This window comes from Phyllobacterium sp. T2-21 (assembly GCF_055378485.1).
The window spans coordinates 3201680-3218400 of record NZ_AP027912.1 but is presented as its reverse complement, the minus strand read 5'-3'; the positions used below and the strand labels follow the sequence as shown (position 1 = coordinate 3218400).

15 protein-coding genes and 1 riboswitch are annotated in these 16721 nt (G+C 60.6%); of the genes, 6 read left to right on the top strand and 9 right to left on the bottom strand.

Going from position 1 to position 16721, the window contains the following annotated elements; translation table 11 throughout:
- Positions 1 to 19: 19 nt before the first annotated feature.
- The 5 genes from ACZ5FP_RS16080 to ACZ5FP_RS16060 all read right to left on the bottom strand — a co-directional run bounded on the left by ACZ5FP_RS16080 (position 20) and on the right by ACZ5FP_RS16060 (position 4948).
- Positions 20 to 340: a lipid-A-disaccharide synthase N-terminal domain-containing protein gene (locus ACZ5FP_RS16080; RefSeq protein WP_223612700.1), complete on the bottom strand. Its 321-nt coding sequence runs from the start codon at positions 338 to 340 to the stop codon at positions 20 to 22.
- The gene (locus ACZ5FP_RS16075) at positions 333 to 1079 is read right to left on the bottom strand and encodes a glycosyltransferase family 2 protein (protein WP_374042744.1); all 747 of its coding nucleotides are present in this window, start codon (positions 1077 to 1079) and stop codon (positions 333 to 335) included. The genes ACZ5FP_RS16080 and ACZ5FP_RS16075 overlap by 8 nt, the downstream gene beginning before the upstream one ends.
- 74 nt (positions 1080 to 1153) lie before the next feature.
- On the bottom strand, positions 1154 to 2803 hold the full coding sequence (locus ACZ5FP_RS16070; protein WP_464661253.1) for a thiamine pyrophosphate-binding protein: 1650 nt from the start codon (positions 2801 to 2803) through the stop codon (positions 1154 to 1156).
- Positions 2787 to 3974: a CaiB/BaiF CoA transferase family protein gene (locus ACZ5FP_RS16065; protein WP_464661252.1), complete on the bottom strand. Its 1188-nt coding sequence runs from the start codon at positions 3972 to 3974 to the stop codon at positions 2787 to 2789. The genes ACZ5FP_RS16070 and ACZ5FP_RS16065 overlap by 17 nt, the downstream gene beginning before the upstream one ends.
- Positions 3975 to 3979: 5 nt before the next feature.
- Positions 3980 to 4948 (bottom strand): alpha/beta hydrolase, encoded by a 969-nt coding sequence (locus tag ACZ5FP_RS16060; protein WP_464661251.1) that lies wholly within the window; start codon positions 4946 to 4948, stop codon positions 3980 to 3982.
- A 669-nt stretch (positions 4949 to 5617) separates the two neighbouring features.
- Here ACZ5FP_RS16060 and ettA point away from each other — a divergent pair.
- From ettA to bluB, 3 genes are all read left to right on the top strand, one after another.
- Entirely contained in the window at positions 5618 to 7267 is a 1650-nt protein-coding gene (gene ettA, locus ACZ5FP_RS16055; RefSeq protein ID WP_346306675.1) for an energy-dependent translational throttle protein EttA, read from the top strand.
- Positions 7268 to 7386: 119 nt separating this feature from the next.
- The gene (locus tag ACZ5FP_RS16050) at positions 7387 to 7995 is read left to right on the top strand and encodes an MOSC domain-containing protein (RefSeq protein WP_464661250.1); all 609 of its coding nucleotides are present in this window, start codon (positions 7387 to 7389) and stop codon (positions 7993 to 7995) included.
- 26 nt (positions 7996 to 8021) lie between these two features.
- Positions 8022 to 8197, top strand: a riboswitch (cobalamin riboswitch).
- Between the two features lie 67 nt (positions 8198 to 8264).
- Positions 8265 to 9017, top strand: a complete 753-nt coding sequence (gene bluB / locus ACZ5FP_RS16045) for a 5,6-dimethylbenzimidazole synthase (protein WP_464661249.1) — start codon at positions 8265 to 8267, stop codon at positions 9015 to 9017.
- On the opposite strand, the gene ACZ5FP_RS16040 is transcribed toward bluB, so the two are convergent.
- Positions 8950 to 9267, bottom strand: a complete 318-nt coding sequence (locus tag ACZ5FP_RS16040) for a DUF2293 domain-containing protein (protein WP_105732169.1) — start codon at positions 9265 to 9267, stop codon at positions 8950 to 8952. The genes bluB and ACZ5FP_RS16040 overlap by 68 nt on opposite strands.
- A gap of 142 nt (positions 9268 to 9409) precedes the next feature.
- On the opposite strand from ACZ5FP_RS16040, the gene ACZ5FP_RS16035 reads away from it, so the two are divergent.
- Both ACZ5FP_RS16035 and metF read left to right on the top strand, forming a co-directional pair.
- Positions 9410 to 10417 (top strand): ArsR/SmtB family transcription factor, encoded by a 1008-nt coding sequence (locus ACZ5FP_RS16035; RefSeq protein WP_223612709.1) that lies wholly within the window; start codon positions 9410 to 9412, stop codon positions 10415 to 10417.
- Entirely contained in the window at positions 10417 to 11340 is a 924-nt protein-coding gene (gene metF, locus ACZ5FP_RS16030) for a methylenetetrahydrofolate reductase [NAD(P)H] (protein ID WP_464661248.1), read from the top strand. The genes ACZ5FP_RS16035 and metF overlap by 1 nt, the downstream gene beginning before the upstream one ends.
- A gap of 506 nt (positions 11341 to 11846) precedes the next feature.
- Here the strand turns inward: metF and ACZ5FP_RS16025 are convergent.
- Entirely contained in the window at positions 11847 to 12746 is a 900-nt protein-coding gene (locus tag ACZ5FP_RS16025; RefSeq protein WP_464663318.1) for a DMT family transporter, read from the bottom strand.
- A gap of 179 nt (positions 12747 to 12925) precedes the next feature.
- On the opposite strand from ACZ5FP_RS16025, the gene ACZ5FP_RS16020 reads away from it, so the two are divergent.
- Positions 12926 to 14164: an alanine racemase gene (locus ACZ5FP_RS16020; RefSeq protein WP_464663316.1), complete on the top strand. Its 1239-nt coding sequence runs from the start codon at positions 12926 to 12928 to the stop codon at positions 14162 to 14164.
- Positions 14165 to 14437: 273 nt separating this feature from the next.
- Here ACZ5FP_RS16020 and ACZ5FP_RS16015 read toward each other — a convergent pair whose 3' ends face one another.
- On the bottom strand, positions 14438 to 15532 hold the full coding sequence (locus ACZ5FP_RS16015) for a lytic murein transglycosylase (RefSeq protein ID WP_403177755.1): 1095 nt from the start codon (positions 15530 to 15532) through the stop codon (positions 14438 to 14440).
- A 237-nt stretch (positions 15533 to 15769) separates the two neighbouring features.
- Positions 15770 to 16597 carry a glycoside hydrolase family 25 protein gene (locus tag ACZ5FP_RS16010; RefSeq protein WP_464661247.1) on the bottom strand — a complete coding sequence of 276 codons (828 nt, stop codon included), beginning with the start codon at positions 16595 to 16597 and terminating at the stop codon, positions 15770 to 15772.
- Positions 16598 to 16721: the final 124 nt, after the last annotated feature.

Genomic DNA, 16721 nt, shown 5'->3' with positions numbered 1-16721 from the left:
GCCTTGCGGTGCCTTCGGCTCAGCTGTCCTGCGTCATTGCCTTTTTCTCATTGGCGATCAGCCACAGATTGCGGATGTAGACGACGAGGCCCAAACCCTGTCCGGCGATGAACACCGGGTCCTTGCGCACGATCGCGTAGATGAAGAGCAAAACGCCGCCAAACAGCGAGAAGAACCAGAACGTCACCGGAACAACGCTGCGCTTGGCCTTTTCCGAAGCGATCCACTGTACGACGAAGCGCATGGTGAAGCAGCCCTGTGCGAAAAAGCCGAGAAGGATCCAAGCGTCAAACTGGGCGACAAAGACCGAGTGCAGCCAATTGCTAAATGCGTCAGCCATGGCTGATCTCCGTGATGGTTGGAACGGTCTTGCGGCGCTTTCTCAGCCACCACACGCCGTAAAGATCGAGAATACCGCGCAGACCGCGGTCGAGAATACCGTAATTGGATTTGCCGTGGCGGCGTTCGCGGTCCACCACGTCCACATGCACGACGCCGTAACCCTCGCGGATCACCAGCGCGGGGAGGTAGCGGTGCCAGCCGTCGAAGAACGGCAGTTCGCGGAAAAGCTGGGTGTGCACCGCCTTCAACCCGCAGCCGGAATCGCGCGTGTTGTCCTTCAGGATGGCGCCGCGCAGCTTGTTGGCGAGTTTTGACGAGATCTGCTTCAGCTTGGTGTCGGTGCGCTTCAGCCGCTGGCCGGCGGCAATGCCCACGGCGGGGCCCGCCTGGATCAGCGCATCGGCGAGCTTGGGCAGATAGGCCGGATCGTTCTGGCCATCGCCATCCATCGTCACGACGACTTTGCCCCTCGCGGCGAAAACGCCGGAACGGACCGCAGCGCTCTGGCCGGCGGATTTATCATGCCGGACATGGCGCAGCGGCTTGCCGGCGCGGATGCGTTCGGCCAGGGCGTCGCCCGTCCCATCGGTCGAACCGTCATCGACCACCACCACTTCGTAGCTGCGGCCTTCCATGGCTGCATCCACTTCATCGAGAAGGAAGGCCAGGTTTGCGGCCTCGTTTCGGCATGGAATTACGATTGTGATTGCCGGATTGCTCAATGTGCAGGCTTTCATATTGTCTGGTCAGGCGCGCTCCTTAACACTGAAAGAGCCGCCTTTCCATCCTCAAATCATTCAACAGGGAATGATCAACGCTTATTGCGGATGTCCGTCAAGGTTTTCGCCGGCGTGATTGCTTCGGGGTCGAGCCGGATTTCGATGATCGACGGTTTGCCGCTTTGCACCGCGCGTTGCCATGCACCTTCGAAATCAGCCGTCTTCTCGACCGTCTCTCCATGTCCGCCATAGGCGCGGGCCAGCATGGCAAAATCAGGGTTGGTCAGGTCCGTTGCCGACACACGGCCCGGATATTCCCGCTCCTGGTGCATGCGGATGGTACCGTAGATATTGTTGTTGATGACGAGCACGATGATCGGCAACCCGTATTTCACCGCCGTTGCAAAATCCTGACCATTCATCAGGAAGCAGCCGTCACCGGCAAAGCAGACCACGGTCCGCTCGGGATAAAGCCGTTTCGCCGCGACAGCGGCGGGAAGGCCGTAACCCATCGAGCCCGACGTCGGCGCGGCCTGCGTACCGAACCGGCGAAAGCGATGGAAACGGTGCAGCCAGGTGGCGTAATTGCCCGCGCCATTGGTCATGATGGCATCTTCCGGCAGCACGCTTTCCAGATAGGTCATGATCGGGCCCATGGCGACATTGCCGGGTCCGGTCTGCGGCGGGGTCGACCACTTGAGGTAGGCGGCGTGCGCAACCTCCGCCTCGCCGGGCCAGTTGATGTGCGAGGGCGGCGCCAGATGGTCGACTGCCGCGGCGAAGGCATCCGGTGCGGCGTTGATGGCAAGGGCGGGGCGATAGACGCGGCCGAGTTCATCGGCATCGGGATGCACGTGGATCAGTGTCTGCCTGGGGTAGGGGCTGTCCATCAGCGTATAGCCCGAGGACGGCATTTCACCGAAACGCCCGCCGACGAGCAGCAGCACGTCAGCCTCCTTGACGCGCGTGGCAAGTGCCGGGTTGATGCCGATGCCGACATCGCCTGCATAATTCGGATGCAGGTGATCGAACAGCATCTGGCGGCGGAAGGAACAGCCGACCGGCAGGTGCCACTTCTCGGCAAAGCGGGTGATGGAGCGCACGGCCGCTTCGTCCCAGCGCGAGCCGCCGAGGATCATGAACGGTTTTTTGGCGCCCTGTAAAAGGTCGGCGAGTTTCTCGATGCTGGCGGGCGACGGGCCTGTCTCGACCGGCTGCCAGCCCTGTGCGGCCACCGCTTCAACCTTGTCGGTCAGCATGTCTTCCGGCAGGGCGAGCACGACGGGACCGGGGCGGCCCGAGGTGGCGACGGAGAAGGCGCGGGTGACGAACTCCGGGATACGGCGGGCATCGTCGATTTCGGCTACCCATTTGGCGGTGTCGGCAAAGAAGCGGCGGTATTCCACTTCCTGGAAGGCTTCGCGCTCGCGCGCGTCGCGCTGGACCTGGCCGATGAACAGGATCAGCGGGGTCGAATCCTGCATGGCGATGTGGATGCCGGGCGAGGCGTTGGTTGCACCGGGGCCGCGGGTGACGAAGCAGATGCCGGGCTTGCCGGTCAGTTTGCCCCAGGCTTCGGCCATCATCGCCGCGCCGCCTTCGGCCCGGCAGACGGTGACGCCCACATCGGCATCCACCAGCGCGTCCAGCACGGCGAGGTAGCTTTCGCCGGGAACGCAGAACAGCTGTTCCGCGCCATTGGCTTTCAGGGCTTCTACGATCAATTCACCGCCGGTTTTCATCGGATGCGTCCTTCAATTCCTGGAGAATGTCTGCACTGTGTTCGCCAAGGCGTGGCGAGGGTCTGTTGTAGGTCAGAGGTGTCTTCGACATGACGATCGGCGTGCGCACCGAGGGGATGCTGCTGCCATGGGCATCGTCAAGGTCGAGACGCAACTGCCGGGAGACGATCTGCGGATCGTCGAACATCTCGCCGATGCGGTTGATCGGCCCGGCAGGCACGGCATTCTGCGCGCAGGCGGCGAGCAGGTCGGCGCGTGTGCGCTTCTGTGTTTCGGCCCGGATGATTGCGGTCAGTGCGGCCCGGTTTTCCAACCGCGCCCGGTTGGTGAGAAAGCGCGGATCGGCGCTGAGACCGTCCAGCCCCATGATCGCGCAGAAACGGGCGAACTGCCCGTCATTGCCGACGGCAAGAATGAGATGGCCGTCGGAGGTGGGCACGACCTCGTAGGGCGAAATGTTGGGATGGGCATTGCCCATGCGGTTCGGACTGTTGCCGGTGGCGAGATAGTTCATCGCCTGATTGGCCATGACGGCAGACTGCACGTCGAACAATGCCATATCCACCAGCTGGCCTTCGCCGGTCTTCGCCGCATGGGCCAGTGCCGCCTGAATGGCAATGACCGAGTAAAGCCCGGTGAACACATCGGCGACGGCAAGGCCGACTTTCTGCGGCTCGCGGTCCGGCTCGCCGGTGACCGACATCAGCCCGGACATGCCCTGAATGATGAAGTCATAGCCGGCCTGGCTGGCATAGGGGCCGGTCTGGCCGAAACCGGTGATGGAGCAGTAGACGAGGCGCGGATTGTCGGCACTCAATGTTTCATAGTCGAGACCATATTTCTTCAGGCCGCCGACCTTGAAGTTTTCCAGCACGACATCCGCCGTGCGGCAGAGCGCCCGCACCGTCTCCTGGCCTTCGGGCGAGGTGAAATCGACGGTGATCGAGCGCTTGCCGCGGTTGCAGGAATGAAAATAGGCGGCAGAGAGGTTTTCGCCTTCCTTGCTGGTGATGAAGGGCGGGCCCCACCCACGGGTTTCGTCGCCGCCGGCGGGATTCTCCACCTTGATCACATCGGCACCAAGATCGGCCAGAATCTGTCCGGCCCATGGTCCGGCGAGGACGCGGGCGAGTTCGATGACACGCACGCCTTTGAGGGGAGCTTCAGTCATGGTTGTTAAAGTGGCTCCAAATTCAGTGTTTGTTTCGGGGCTTGTTGCTGAACGACTCGAACCGCCCAATCGGTGAAGTCACGCATGATTACGTCGCGGTTGATTTCGTTCAAGCCTTCGTGGCGGGTGTCGGCATAAACTTTGGCCGTGACATCGCTGAAGCCGAGCCGTTGCATCCGCCTGCCGAGATGCGTCACGGCGCTGCCCCCGGCCGTGGCGGGATCTTCCGCCCCGCCGGCGAAATTGAAGGGCAGGGTGCGCCGTACCTTGGCAAGGCGCCTGTTGTCGGCTCCGGCAAAGGTGAAGCCGAACACGTCGCGCCACATGCCGACCGAGGCATCCCAGCCGCACAGGGGATCGGCGATATAGGCGTCCACTTCGTCAGGGTCGCGTGACAGCCAGTCAAACGGGGTGCGGGCATCCCTGATACCGCGCGCCCAGGTCTGAAAGGTCAGTTTCGGCAGAAGCATGCTCGGCACGTCAGAGCCAAGCAGCATGCGTTCGGCCCGCAGGATGCCCTGCGCCAGCCGTCCGGCGAGGCCGGCCGAGAAATTGGCGTTCCAGATGGCGGCGGCATCGACCTTCTGCTGATAGTCCAGCACATAATTGAGGCCGATCAGACCGCCCATGGAGTGGCCGAAGAGAAGCAGCGGCAGACCCGGATGGCGGGCGCGGGCCGCGGCGTTGACCGCGTCCATGTCTTCGAGCACCAGGCGCATGCCGTCCCGCTCGGCGAAACGGCCGGGTGGGGCACCATCGGCTTTGGTGTAGCCGTGGCCGCGGTGGTCGTGGGCATAGACATGAAAACCGTGCCTGTTGAGATGCTCGGCAAAACGGCCATAGCGCAGGCAGTGTTCGGCAAGGCCGTGGCTGATCTGGACAATGGCTGTGCCGCTGCCTGCGGCGGGTGAAAAGCGCATGGCAAGCGCCGCACCCGTCGGCGACCGGACCGTTTCGATGTCTGCAAAACCCATTCATGCCTCCCGCGATCAATTGAAAGGGTGGCGCGTGATTAGTCAATCCACAATAAATTCTGCGTAAATTCGGGTATCTCCATGGGTTTTTGCACAATAAATAATCACGCATTGTGCACTGCAATTTTATTTTGCAAAACCTCTTGCAAACGACAAAAACTTGCCGCAAAACTTCTTTCCGAAAGAGATTGGATCCTGTGTCTTCTCTCGATCGTCCCCGGCTTTCACGGCTGACAGAACGCTGATTTGCGGCGTCGGGGGATGATTGTCCGGACCGGGATATCCAGGCACTTGCCAGTTACATGGCCGTTCCGGGGGGAAGAGGACGCTCCCCAAATGCGGCACCAGAGGGGAAACCGGGTGACGGAAATATCCGCACCCGGTTTCGCTCGTTTTAGAGGACGGTTTTCATTTCCGTTGTGCGTGGTTCGACAAGCTCACCATGAGGGAAGTGGTAGCTGCAACGCTAATTGGAAACATTGCAGAATATGACTCCCTGCAATTCTCACTCGCCCTCATGGTGAGCTTGTCGAACCACGCACGATAAGAATGCAAAACGCCCGGTCATCCCGAAATAAACAGCGCGTGCATTGCCACCCGCGCCCCTTTCGCCTACATACGGCGCAAATTCATGTCCCAAAAATCCCGAACATCGGAGTGACGCGCGTTATGGCACGCCAATTCATTTACCATATGGCCGGCCTGAACAAGGCATACGGAACCAAGAAGGTTCTCGAAAACATCCATCTTTCCTTCTACCCTGATGCCAAGATCGGTATTCTCGGACCGAACGGTGCGGGTAAGTCGACGATCCTCAAGATCATGGCCGGCATGGACAAGGAATATACCGGCGAAGCCTGGCTGGCTGACGGTGCCACGGTCGGCTATCTCGCGCAGGAGCCTTACCTCGATCCCACCAAGGACGTGATGGGCAACGTCATGGATGGCGTCGCGGACAAGAAGGCCGTCCTCGACCGCTACAACGAACTGATGATGAACTATTCCGACGAAACCGCCGATGAAGGCGCCAAACTGCAGGACATCATCGACGCCAAGAACCTCTGGGATCTGGAATCCCAGGTGGAAATGGCCATGGAAGCGCTGCGCTGCCCGCCCGGTGATTCCGGCGTGGAAAAGCTGTCCGGTGGTGAGCGCCGCCGTGTGGCACTGTGCCGCCTGCTCCTCTCGCAGCCCGATCTTCTGCTCCTCGACGAGCCGACCAACCACCTTGACGCCGAAACCACCGCCTGGCTGGAAAAGCACCTGCGCGAATATGCCGGCTCCGTCCTGCTGATCACGCACGATCGCTACTTCCTCGACAATGTGACCGGCTGGATTCTCGAGCTCGACCGCGGCCGCGGCATCCCCTACGAAGGCAATTACTCCGCCTATCTCGGTGCGAAGGCCAAGCGCATGCAGCAGGAAGGCCGCGAGGACGACTCGCGCCAGAAGGCTCTGGAGCGCGAGCGCGAGTGGATTTCCGCCAGCCCCAAGGCACGTCAGGCCAAGTCGAAAGCCCGTATCAAGGCCTATGACGCGCTGGTCGATGCCGCCAATGAGCAGCGTCCCGGCGATGCGCAGATCATCATCCCGGCAGGCGAACGGCTGGGGCAGGTGGTTATCGAAGCCGAGAACCTCACCAAGTCCTTCGGCGACCGCGTTCTCATCGAAAACCTGACCTTCAAGCTGCCCCCCGGCGGCATTGTCGGCATCATCGGTCCGAACGGTGCGGGTAAGACCACGCTGTTCAAGATGATCACCGGACAGGAAAAGCCGGATTCCGGCTCGATCCGCGTCGGTGAAACGGTTCATCTCGGTTATGTCGACCAGAGCCGCGATCACCTCGCGGCGGAGAAGAATGTCTGGGAAGAAATCTCCGGCGGCAATGAAATCATCAAGATCGGCAAGAACGAGATGAATTCGCGCGCCTATGTCTCGGCGTTCAACTTCAAGGGCGGCGACCAGCAGCAGAAGGTCGGCAATCTCTCCGGTGGTCAGCGTAACCGCGTGCATCTTGCCAAGATGCTGCAGTCCGGCGGCAATGTCCTGCTGCTCGACGAACCGACCAACGATCTTGACACCGAAACGCTGGCGGCTCTGGAAGACGCGCTGGAAAAATACGCCGGCTGCGCCGTTATCATCAGCCACGACCGCATGTTCCTTGACCGGCTGGCGACGCACATCCTGGCCTTCGAAGGCGACAGCCACGTCGAATGGTTCGAAGGCAACTTCCAGGACTATGAGAACGACAAGATCCGTCGTCTCGGACCGGACAGCGTCAATCCGAAGCGTCCGAGCTACAAGCCTCTGACACGCTGATGCGACCGGGAGGGCGGCAACGCCCTCCCATCACCAATTTTGACGTTTCCATCAGTGATATTGGCTGGTTTTAACAAGCAATTTTCCTAAGATGCGGCTGATTTCACCGGAGTGCCGTCATGACAGATCTTTTCGCAACCAGAACGGACATCCTTCCGGCCCGCAAGATTGTCGGGCGGGTGAGCAGCCTGTTCCAGGCGCCGAAAGACAGTTTTGTCACCGCTGCCACGGACACGCTCGATCTCACCTTTGAAGGCATCCGCGGCGATTATCATGCCGGCCTGACGCGCCGGTCCGGCGGACGAGAGCCCTGGTATCCGCGCGGCACGGAGATGCGCAACGAACGGCATATTTCCGTTCTGGCGGCCGACGAGCTTGCAATGATTGCCAGCGCCATGGGCCTTGCGGAAGTCAAACCCGAATGGATCGGTGCCAACATGGTTGTCGATGGCATTCCCTCGCTTTCCATGCTGCCGCCGCGCACGCTGCTGTTCTTCGAAGGCGGCGTGACGCTGAAGGTCGACGGGCAGAACGCGCCGTGCAAGGTCGCCGGACGCTCCATCGCCGAGCGGGCGCAAACCTCCGATCACACCGCGACGGCGCTCGACTTCGTCAAGGCGTCGAAGCGGCTGCGTGGCATCGTCGTCTGGGTTGAAGTGCCGGGAATCATCCGTTCCGGTGAAAAAATCGATGCGCGCCTGCCGGAGCAATGGATTTATCCGGGCTGACGCTTGCGTCCTTCGCCGATCTGTGGCGAATGGAATGCAGGTCCGGTGCCTGCATGCAGGAGAATCGGGAAGCCGGTGCAAATCCGGCACGTGCCCAACGCTGTATAGGGGATGGGCCGCGCAGTTTGCCACGGGGAAACCCGGAAGGCGCGCGGTTCAGGTGAACCTCAGTCAGAAGACCGGCCGGACCGGATAGCCGAAACCGCACGGACAGCGGGGAGGTGTCAGGGCTCAGGGCAATCTGGCCCTCGCATTGTTGGGAGCAAACGATGCACGACTCTGCCTATGGTCCCGTGGCCGCCGCCGATTTTTCCGCGGACGAGCGCGCCGCCGTCTACAAAGCCATCCATACCCGCCGCGATGTGCGCGACCAGTTCCTGCCAAGGCCCGTCGACGACGATGTGCTGCTGCGGCTGCTCGATGCCGCCCATCACGCGCCGTCGGTGGGGTTCATGCAGCCGTGGAATTTCATTCTCATCCGCGATGCGGCGCGCAAGGCCGAGGTGCATCAGGCCTTTACCCGCGCCAATGCCGAAGCAAAGGCCATGTTCACCGACGAGCGCCAGGCGCTCTACGCGTCGCTGAAGCTTGAGGGCATCGTGAAGGCGCCGGTCAATCTGTGCATCACCTGCGACCGGACACGCGGCGGCGATGTCGTTCTGGGGCGCACCCATAACCGGCAGATGGACGTCTACAGCACCGTCTGCGCCGTGCAGAACCTGTGGCTGGCGGCGCGGGCGGAAGGCATCGGCGTCGGCTGGGTCAGCATCTACCACGACCGGGACATGCGCTGCATTCTGGCCATCCCCGATCATGTCGAGATCATCGCCTATCTCTGCATCGGCTATGTCGACCAGCTCTACGATCAGCCGGAGCTGCAAAAGCGCGGCTGGCGCGAACGGCTGCCGCTGGACCAGCTCATCTATGAAGATCAGTGGAATGCCGGCGCCGAAGTCAGCTCGGATCGTCTTCGTCCGGATCCAGCAGCCGCGTCGCCCGCCATTCCGTCAATTTCCGGTTGATGGCCTCGAGCACGAAGAAGCGGGCCGACTCCTTGTCATAGCCCTCGTCGCGCAGCGCATCGTAGTCCGTGTGCTGATGGCGGACATGGGCGACCGTGGCCAGCCACACCGCAATGGGTGGCGGCAGGCTTTTCATGTGCGGTGCCGTGGCGGCAGCGCGTATGGGCTCGGAATCCGAATAGGGTACGGCCGGCAAAAGCAGCGTCAGCGCCTTGCCGATGGCCCTTTGGCGGTTGGTTCCTGAACTCATTGCACTGTCTTCCCGCCGATTCGCTGATCGATATACCAGCCTATTTCAGACGCGACAAAATTTGCCGTCAACGGAAAAACAAAACTTGCCAAATCTGTATTTCTCACATAAACATATCTTTATATCTTTTGAGGATACCTTGATGGACAAACGTGATCTCAATCTTGACCTGATGGTCGATACGCTGAAGGCAGCGGCGGAACCCAGCCGCCTGCGCATTCTGGCGCTGTTGTCCCGGGGGGATCTGACGGTTTCCGATCTGACCTCCATCCTCGGGCAGTCGCAGCCGCGCGTCTCCCGCCATCTCAAGCTGCTGTTCGAAGCCAATCTGATTAACCGTTATCAGGAGGGGTCCTGGGCCTATTTCCGCCTCGCTGAATCCCTGGTTGTTGGCGATATCGCCCGAATCCTGCTCGATCGTCTTGATGTGTCCGATCCATTGCTGGAGCGCGATATCGAGCGGCTCGGCTCGGTGAAGCTGCAGCGCCGCGAGCGGGCCGCCGCCTATTTCAGTGCCAATGCCACCAGCTGGGACGCTATCCGTTCGCTGCATGTGCCGGATGGCGCGGTGGAAGCCGCGCTGACGAAGATCATCGGGCGCACGCCGTTCCAGGCGATGCTTGACGTGGGCACCGGCACCGGCCGTCTTCTCGAACTGTTTGCCCCGCTTTACGTGCGCGGTGTCGGCATCGATATCAATCGCGACATGCTGACCATTGCCCGCTCCAATCTTGACCGGTCGGGCATCACCAATGCGCAGGTCCGCCAGGGCGATGTCTATTCGCTGCCGGTTGACCGGGAGTCCTTCGATCTGGTGACCGTTCATCAGGTGCTGCACTTCCTCGACAATCCTGCCGAGGCCATCCGCGAGGCCGCACGCGCCTTGCGTGCGGGCGGGCGCATGCTGATCGTCGATTTCGCCCCGCACGATCTTGAATTCCTGCGGGACAGCCATGCGCATATACGGCTTGGCTTCAACGACAACCAGATGCGTGACTGGCTGACCGAGGCCGGGCTGGCGCTGGAAAACAGCATCGAACTCGAACCAAAAGACAAAGACAAACTGACCGTCAAACTGTGGTTGGCACGCGACCCACGCCTGCTGATCGCTGATCCCGCTTTAACCTCCCGCGTAACGGAGAGTGTCTGATGAGCTTTTTCCGCCAATCCCGCCGTGCCGACCTTGGAACCAATATCAAGGTTTCCTTTGAATTCTTCCCGCCGAAGACCGAGGTGATGGAAGAGCGCCTGTGGGAAACCGTGACGCGTCTTGCGCCGCTCAATCCCGAATTCGTGTCGGTAACCTACGGCGCCGGCGGTTCCACCCGCGAGCGCACGGCCCGCACGATCAAGCGCATCCTGACCGAAACGGACGTCAACGCTGCCGCGCACCTGACCTGCGTCGATGCGACGAAGGAAGAGGTCGATACCGTGGTGCGCGAATTTGCGGCCATGGGCGTGAAGCGCTTCGTTGCCCTGCGCGGCGATCCGGCCGGCGGCGTCGGCGCCCATTACAAGCCGACACCCGGCGGTTATGAAAACGGTGCCGATCTCGTTGCCGGGCTGAAGGCCTTTGCCGATTTCGATATTTCCGTTTCCGCCTATCCGGAAAAGCATCCGGAAAGCCCGGATTTCGCCACCGATATCGACATGCTCAAGCGCAAGGTCGACAACGGCGCGACGCGGGCGATCACGCAGTTCTTCTTCGAGAACGATCTCTATGAGCGTTATGTCGAAAAGGTCCGCCGCGCCGGTATCTATATTCCGATCCTGCCGGGCATCCTGCCGATCCATAATTTCACGCAGGTCACCAATTTCTGCTCGAAGGCCGGGACTCACATCCCAGCATGGCTGGCCGAGCGGTTCGAGGGGCTGGAAAACGATGCGCAGACCCATGCGCTGGTTTCATCGGCTGTGGCTGCCGAGCAGGTTCTCGATCTGGTCGAGCGCGGCATTCAGGATTTCCATTTCTATACGATGAACCGGGCCGACCTTGCCTTCGCCATCTGCCATCTCATCGGCATCCGCCCTGTCAGCGCGCCGCTCGAACCGGCATTGGCCGGCGCCGCCTGATATCGGGCAGGGCCGCTGAATTGGAAATGGCCCGGTTGCTGCAACCGGGCCATCCAAATTTGTCTGTCACCTTCTTAACGGTCAGAGACCATCTCCACGGCGCTCTTTTTTTCAATCAGGGTATGAGTCCTACGACCATTGCACCGATAAATGCGAACGCTGCACAGATCATGAGGACGTTCATCGAACGCGTAAGTCCCATTGTTTGTCTCCTGCAGTTAACCGTCTTAGCATAGCGGAAAATTGCCACAGAAAAAGCGGAAATGTTACCGCGGTGTGACATGATCTGTAGAAATTTTTTGCTCTGCAATGGTAAGTTTCTGAAATGAAACACATTTACGGGAATGAAAAATCGTCAATTCACGATAAAATGACCGGGAATTTGGTTTATTTTTGCATTGCACCAAAACGCGACGCGCGTGTTCTCCCGCCGATTTATGACACAGTTACGCCGCAATCCAGGCCGGGAAATACCAAGCCGTACCCGTTAGGATTTGTTGAAAACTCTATCTTTTTCGCGGTTTTTGCAACGCTGCGAGCAGCCGGCCGTCAATGGTCAGAAGGCCAAGGGCGATGAGCGCCATGCCGGCAAAATCCTTCAAACCCAGTTCCTCCCCGAGAAAAACTGTTCCAAGCAGGATCGCGCTGACGGGAACCACCAGCGTGACCAGCGAGGCATTGGTGGCGCCGCCGGCGCGGACGATGGAAAAGAACAGGATGTAGGCGAAGGCGGTGGAGAGCAGGCCGAGGCTGAGCACGGCCGCCCAGACGCCCTGATCGGGTGCGGCAAAATCCGGCATGCCGCCAGAGAGAAGCACGACGGGGATCATGATCAGCGTCGAGGCCGTCATCTGGCCGGTTGCCGTCACTGTTGGTGGAATGCCCTTGAACCGCTTGGCGAGAATGCTGGCGAAGGCATAGGAGAGGGTGGCGGTGAGCACGGCGATTTCCGCCCACAGCGGTCCGCCCAACCCGGAGAGCACGCCGGGCCCGATCATCACGACCGTGCCGAAGACGCCGAGAAGGATGCCGGCGATCTTGTTGGCGCTGATCTTCTCATCGACGGTAAGGAATGTGGCGATGATCACCGTCCAGATCGGTGTCGTGGCGTTGAGGATCGATTCCAGCCCGGCACCGAGCGCCGTCTGCCCGATGAACAGCAGCGAAAAGGGAATGACGTTGTTCAGGAGTCCCAGTCCGGCAAAGCCGAGGGCGTGCCGGCGATAGTCCCAGAACCGGATGCCGCGGCTCAGAAGATAGATGTGCAGGGCAACGGCGGCGATAGCGACGCGAAACAGGACGAGCGTCAGCGGCGGGATGACGTGCACCGCGATTTTGGCGAAGAAGAACGAACCGCCCCATATGGCCCCCAGCAGCAGCAGTTGCAGCCAGACAAAACCGGTCATGGCAAGCGGATTGGCGGATGTTGTCTGGTTTACGGCCACGGATAATCCCCCGATTCGGATCTGCACCAGATATTTCTAGGCGCGCGCCGGTAAATTGCCACCCGTTTCTTGCATGGAGAAAGCGACTTTCGTCCGTCATCTGCTCTTGCTAAGAGTTATGCATGGAGCAGAAGATCAAGATGCAACGATTCGCCACGGCCCGCGATGCAGCACTTACCCTGCGGCCCGATCAACCCGTCTATTGCTTTCGGCCGGATGTGCTGGTCGAAGACGCGCACCAGTTCATGCAGATGTTTCCCGGCGAGACTGCCTATGCGGTCAAGACCAATGGCGAAAATCTGGTCCTGGAAACGCTGGCGCGCAACGGCATCAACACATTCGATGTGGCATCGCCGGGCGAGTTCGCCGCGGTACGCAAGGTCGCTCCGAATGCGCATATGCTCTATATGCATCCCATCAAGGCCCAGTCGGATATCCGCCTTGCGCTTGAAACCTATGGCATCCGCATCCTGGCCGTCGACCATGAGGACGAGATCGCCAAGATAACCCGCATCGTGCGTGCGCTCGATATCGATCCGGGCAGCATCACCCTTTACGTGCGGCTGCAGACCAAGGGCCATGCGGCCTACGAGCTGTCCAAGAAATTCGGTACAACGCCTGCCCACGCGGTCGAGCTTCTGCAGCGGCTGCACAAGATCGGCTACAAGGTCGGCATCTGCTTCCATGTCGGCAGCCAGATCGAAGATCCCGACACCTATGAACGCGCCCTGCGGTCAGCCGACTGGGTGCGCAACCGTGCGGGCGTACCGCTGGCCGGGCTCGATGTCGGCGGCGGTTTCCCGGCCGAATACGGCCATGATCCCAAGCGCAAGCATGTGGAGATGCCGTCGCTCGGGCAATTGATGTCGCGCCTGCGCGGCGACATCAAGGAATGGGGGTTTGACGATCTGCCGCTGGTGGCGGAGCCGGGCCGGGTGATCGTGGCGCGCGCCTTCTCGCTGATCGTGCGCGTGCTTCTGCGCAAGGGCAGGCGGCTTTACATCAATGACGGTATCTGGGCGTCGCTGTCGGATTCGTGGACCGGCAAGATCACCCTGCCGGCGCGGTTCATACCCGACCCCGCGCACAAGCATCGCAGCGGCAATGTCCGGGAGATCGTGCCGTTCCGCGTCTGCGGCGCGACCTGCGATTCCGTCGATATCCTGTCACGGCCGTTCTGGCTGCCGGAGACGGTCGCTACCGGCGACTGGATCGAAATCGGCAATATCGGCGCCTATTCCCTGTCGCTGCGCACCCGTTTCAACGGTTTCTACCCCGATACATTCGTCGAGGTGGAAACGCCGTTCGACGAGGGCGAGCGGCCGGAGGGTTTTGCTTCGCTGGAAACAATGGCTCCCACCGAACACCGGGGGGACTAGGGTCAGGACCCATTAATATGATCGAAATGGCGCCTGAAACGGCAAGAAGATGCGAGGAGAGATGCGAAGGGCGGGGTCTTCCCCCCGACCGAGCAGCTCGACGCTGCAGCTTGCAGCCGTTTCGGCGTCCGTAGGATACGGTCCATTTGCCCGGCTACATCGTCGCAAAGGACTTGAGAATGGATAAACATTCCCATCGCCTTTGCTCCTTGTATCCAAACAAATGGCCGCGTACCATTTCGACCAGATTAATAGGTCCTGACCCTAGCTCTCTCAGAGCTTGCTGAGCAATTCCGGGGTGGGCCAGGCGTCAGCAGGCAGGCCGAGGCGCATCTGTTCGTCGCGCACGGCATCGCGGGTCAGGATGCCGAACACGCCGTCAATCTTCGGGCCCATATCGTGGCCGCGGGCGGCGAGCTTGGTCTGCAGTTCCTTCATCTGTTCCTGCGTGAGGCCCGTCTCCGGTGTGGTCGGCTCAAGCGGACCGGCACCGGCGAGGCGCGCGGCGAAATAGGCGGCGGTTGTCGCGTAGATGATGGACTTGTTCCATTCGACGAAAACGTCGAAATTGGCGTAGGACAGGAATGCCGGTCCCTTGCGGCCCATCGGCAGCAGGAGGGATGCATCGCCATTGTCGGGACCGAGCGGTCCCTTCATGCCCATCACACCCCATTCGGCCCATTTGGAATGGGGGAGGCGGTTTGTCCGCAATGCGTTTTCCCAGGGCAGATCCCGGGTCAGCTTGACTTCCTCCAGCCATGGCTCGCCCTTGCGCCAGCCGAGATCGTGCAGGACGCGGGCCGCCGTCATGATGGCGTCCGGCGCGCTGTTCTTGAGGTCGACCTTGCCGTCCCCGTCGCCATCGACGCCACGCTCCAGATAATCGGTCGGCAGCATCTGCATCTGGCCGATCTCGCCCGCCCATGCGCCAGTGGTCTTGGAATCGACCACGCCCTTGTCGAACAGCTTGAGCAGGGCGATCAGCTGCGGCCGGAACAACTCCGGACGGCGGCAATCGAAGGAGAGGGTGAGCAGCGCGTTCAGCGTGTCAAAATCGCCCTGCACCGCGCCGAAATCGGTTTCCAGTCCCCAGAAGGCGGCAATCACCGGGCCCGGCACGCCATATTCGGACTCTGCCCTGGCAAAGGTATCGGCATATTTCTTCAGGTTGGCTGCGCCCTGCTTGAGGCGGTAATCCGACACCATGCGGGTCGAGAATGTCAGGAAGGTCTGGCTGAACACGCCCTGGGCGCGGTCGCGCTGCAGAACCTTGTCATCAAGCGATGCCTTGAGAAGTTCGCCGAGGCCCTTGTCGGTCACGCCTGCCGCTTTTGCTTCGGCGATAAGGCCGTTGAACCAGGGTTCCATCTCGCCGCCGCAGGCAGGCTTTACAGCTGCCGGTTGCTGGTGGTTGATCTGGTCCAGTGCATAAGCTGAACTTGTCGCAGAAAAGAGTGCGGCGGCAAGAGCAATCGATAGTTTGTTCATCAGGGAAATCTCGTTGGTAACAGGGGGCGCCAGCAGGCGCGCGAGCTTGTCCTGCTAATGCACGATTATGTCCCCCTCGTGAAGTCACAGAATTGCGAGAAGAGGTCCGGTGTGACTTTATCGCACCTTGTTGCGCACAAGCCACTGCTTCCAGGCGGTTTCGTCACCGGCAAACACATTGATATCCGCATCGCCGCGAATGCCGGGGATGGAGCCGGTTCCGGTATACTGCCAGAACGTCCAGGGATGCGGCCCGTATTTTTCATCGGGATGACCTGCAACCGAGCGCAACCAGAACGGATAGCCGGCCAGTTGCCGCAGGTCATTGTCGTCGAAGAAGTCGACGGTGGTGTAGATGATCGGCCGCTTGCCGTAATGGCGTTCGAGAATGTCGATGAAGACACGCATTTCGCTGCGCACCACCGCCGCATTGGGGCGCAGCTTGCAGGTCGGCGATGCGGCGTTCCATTCCATGTCGAGCACCGGCGGCAGGGCTCCGGGATCGTTCGGCACGTTGCGGATGAACCACTGCGCCTGTTCCTTGGCGGTACGGCAGAAATAATAGAAGTGGTAGGCGCCGCGCGGAATGCCTGCGGCGCGTGCGGCCTGCCAGTTGTCGGAGAGGCGGTCATCGACCCGGTCCGCCCCTTCCGTGGCTTTGATGAAGACAAACGAGATGCGATTGCCGCGCACGGCCGCCCAATCGATGGTCGATTGGTATTTGGAGACATCCGTTCCATGCACTGGATAGTGCCAGGGCGTTCTGCCTTTCCAGTCGTGCGGATTGCTGTCGTTGAAACGCGGCGCATTGATTTTGCCCGAGGGCGCTGCGATCTGTTGCAGCGCGGCAGGCGCGGTTCGCTTCTTTGCATCGGAAAAATCGTAGTCGACCGTCGTGCAACCGGCGAGAAGAAGGGTCAATAATCCAGCAGCAAGTCGCTTCATCAATGGCGGTCCGTACTCGAATCGTGAAGGGGCATTCCTTATTTTTCCACTCATGCGGCATTATGCTTAACAGATCATGACCGGCGGAGATTATGGTTGATGGTAGTATGCCTTTCCTTTGTCA

Bases quoted from the DNA above. Each gene is read 5' to 3' on its own strand.
- ACZ5FP_RS16080 (WP_223612700.1), bottom strand. From the start codon at position 340: ATGGCTGACGCATTTAGCAATTGGCTGCACTCGGTCTTTGTCGCCCAG.
- ACZ5FP_RS16075 (WP_374042744.1), bottom strand. From the start codon at position 1,079: ATGAAAGCCTGCACATTGAGCAATCCGGCAATCACAATCGTAATTCCA.
- ACZ5FP_RS16070 (WP_464661253.1), bottom strand. From the start codon at position 2,803: ATGAAAACCGGCGGTGAATTGATCGTAGAAGCCCTGAAAGCCAATGGC.
- ACZ5FP_RS16065 (WP_464661252.1), bottom strand. From the start codon at position 3,974: ATGACTGAAGCTCCCCTCAAAGGCGTGCGTGTCATCGAACTCGCCCGC.
- ACZ5FP_RS16060 (WP_464661251.1), bottom strand. From the start codon at position 4,948: ATGGGTTTTGCAGACATCGAAACGGTCCGGTCGCCGACGGGTGCGGCG.
- ettA (WP_346306675.1), top strand. From the start codon at position 5,618: ATGGCACGCCAATTCATTTACCATATGGCCGGCCTGAACAAGGCATAC.
- ACZ5FP_RS16050 (WP_464661250.1), top strand. From the start codon at position 7,387: ATGACAGATCTTTTCGCAACCAGAACGGACATCCTTCCGGCCCGCAAG.
- bluB (WP_464661249.1), top strand. From the start codon at position 8,265: ATGCACGACTCTGCCTATGGTCCCGTGGCCGCCGCCGATTTTTCCGCG.
- ACZ5FP_RS16040 (WP_105732169.1), bottom strand. From the start codon at position 9,267: ATGAGTTCAGGAACCAACCGCCAAAGGGCCATCGGCAAGGCGCTGACG.
- ACZ5FP_RS16035 (WP_223612709.1), top strand. From the start codon at position 9,410: ATGGACAAACGTGATCTCAATCTTGACCTGATGGTCGATACGCTGAAG.
- metF (WP_464661248.1), top strand. From the start codon at position 10,417: ATGAGCTTTTTCCGCCAATCCCGCCGTGCCGACCTTGGAACCAATATC.
- ACZ5FP_RS16025 (WP_464663318.1), bottom strand. From the start codon at position 12,746: ATGACCGGTTTTGTCTGGCTGCAACTGCTGCTGCTGGGGGCCATATGG.
- ACZ5FP_RS16020 (WP_464663316.1), top strand. From the start codon at position 12,926: ATGCAACGATTCGCCACGGCCCGCGATGCAGCACTTACCCTGCGGCCC.
- ACZ5FP_RS16015 (WP_403177755.1), bottom strand. From the start codon at position 15,532: ATGGAACCCTGGTTCAACGGCCTTATCGCCGAAGCAAAAGCGGCAGGC.
- ACZ5FP_RS16010 (WP_464661247.1), bottom strand. From the start codon at position 16,597: ATGAAGCGACTTGCTGCTGGATTATTGACCCTTCTTCTCGCCGGTTGC.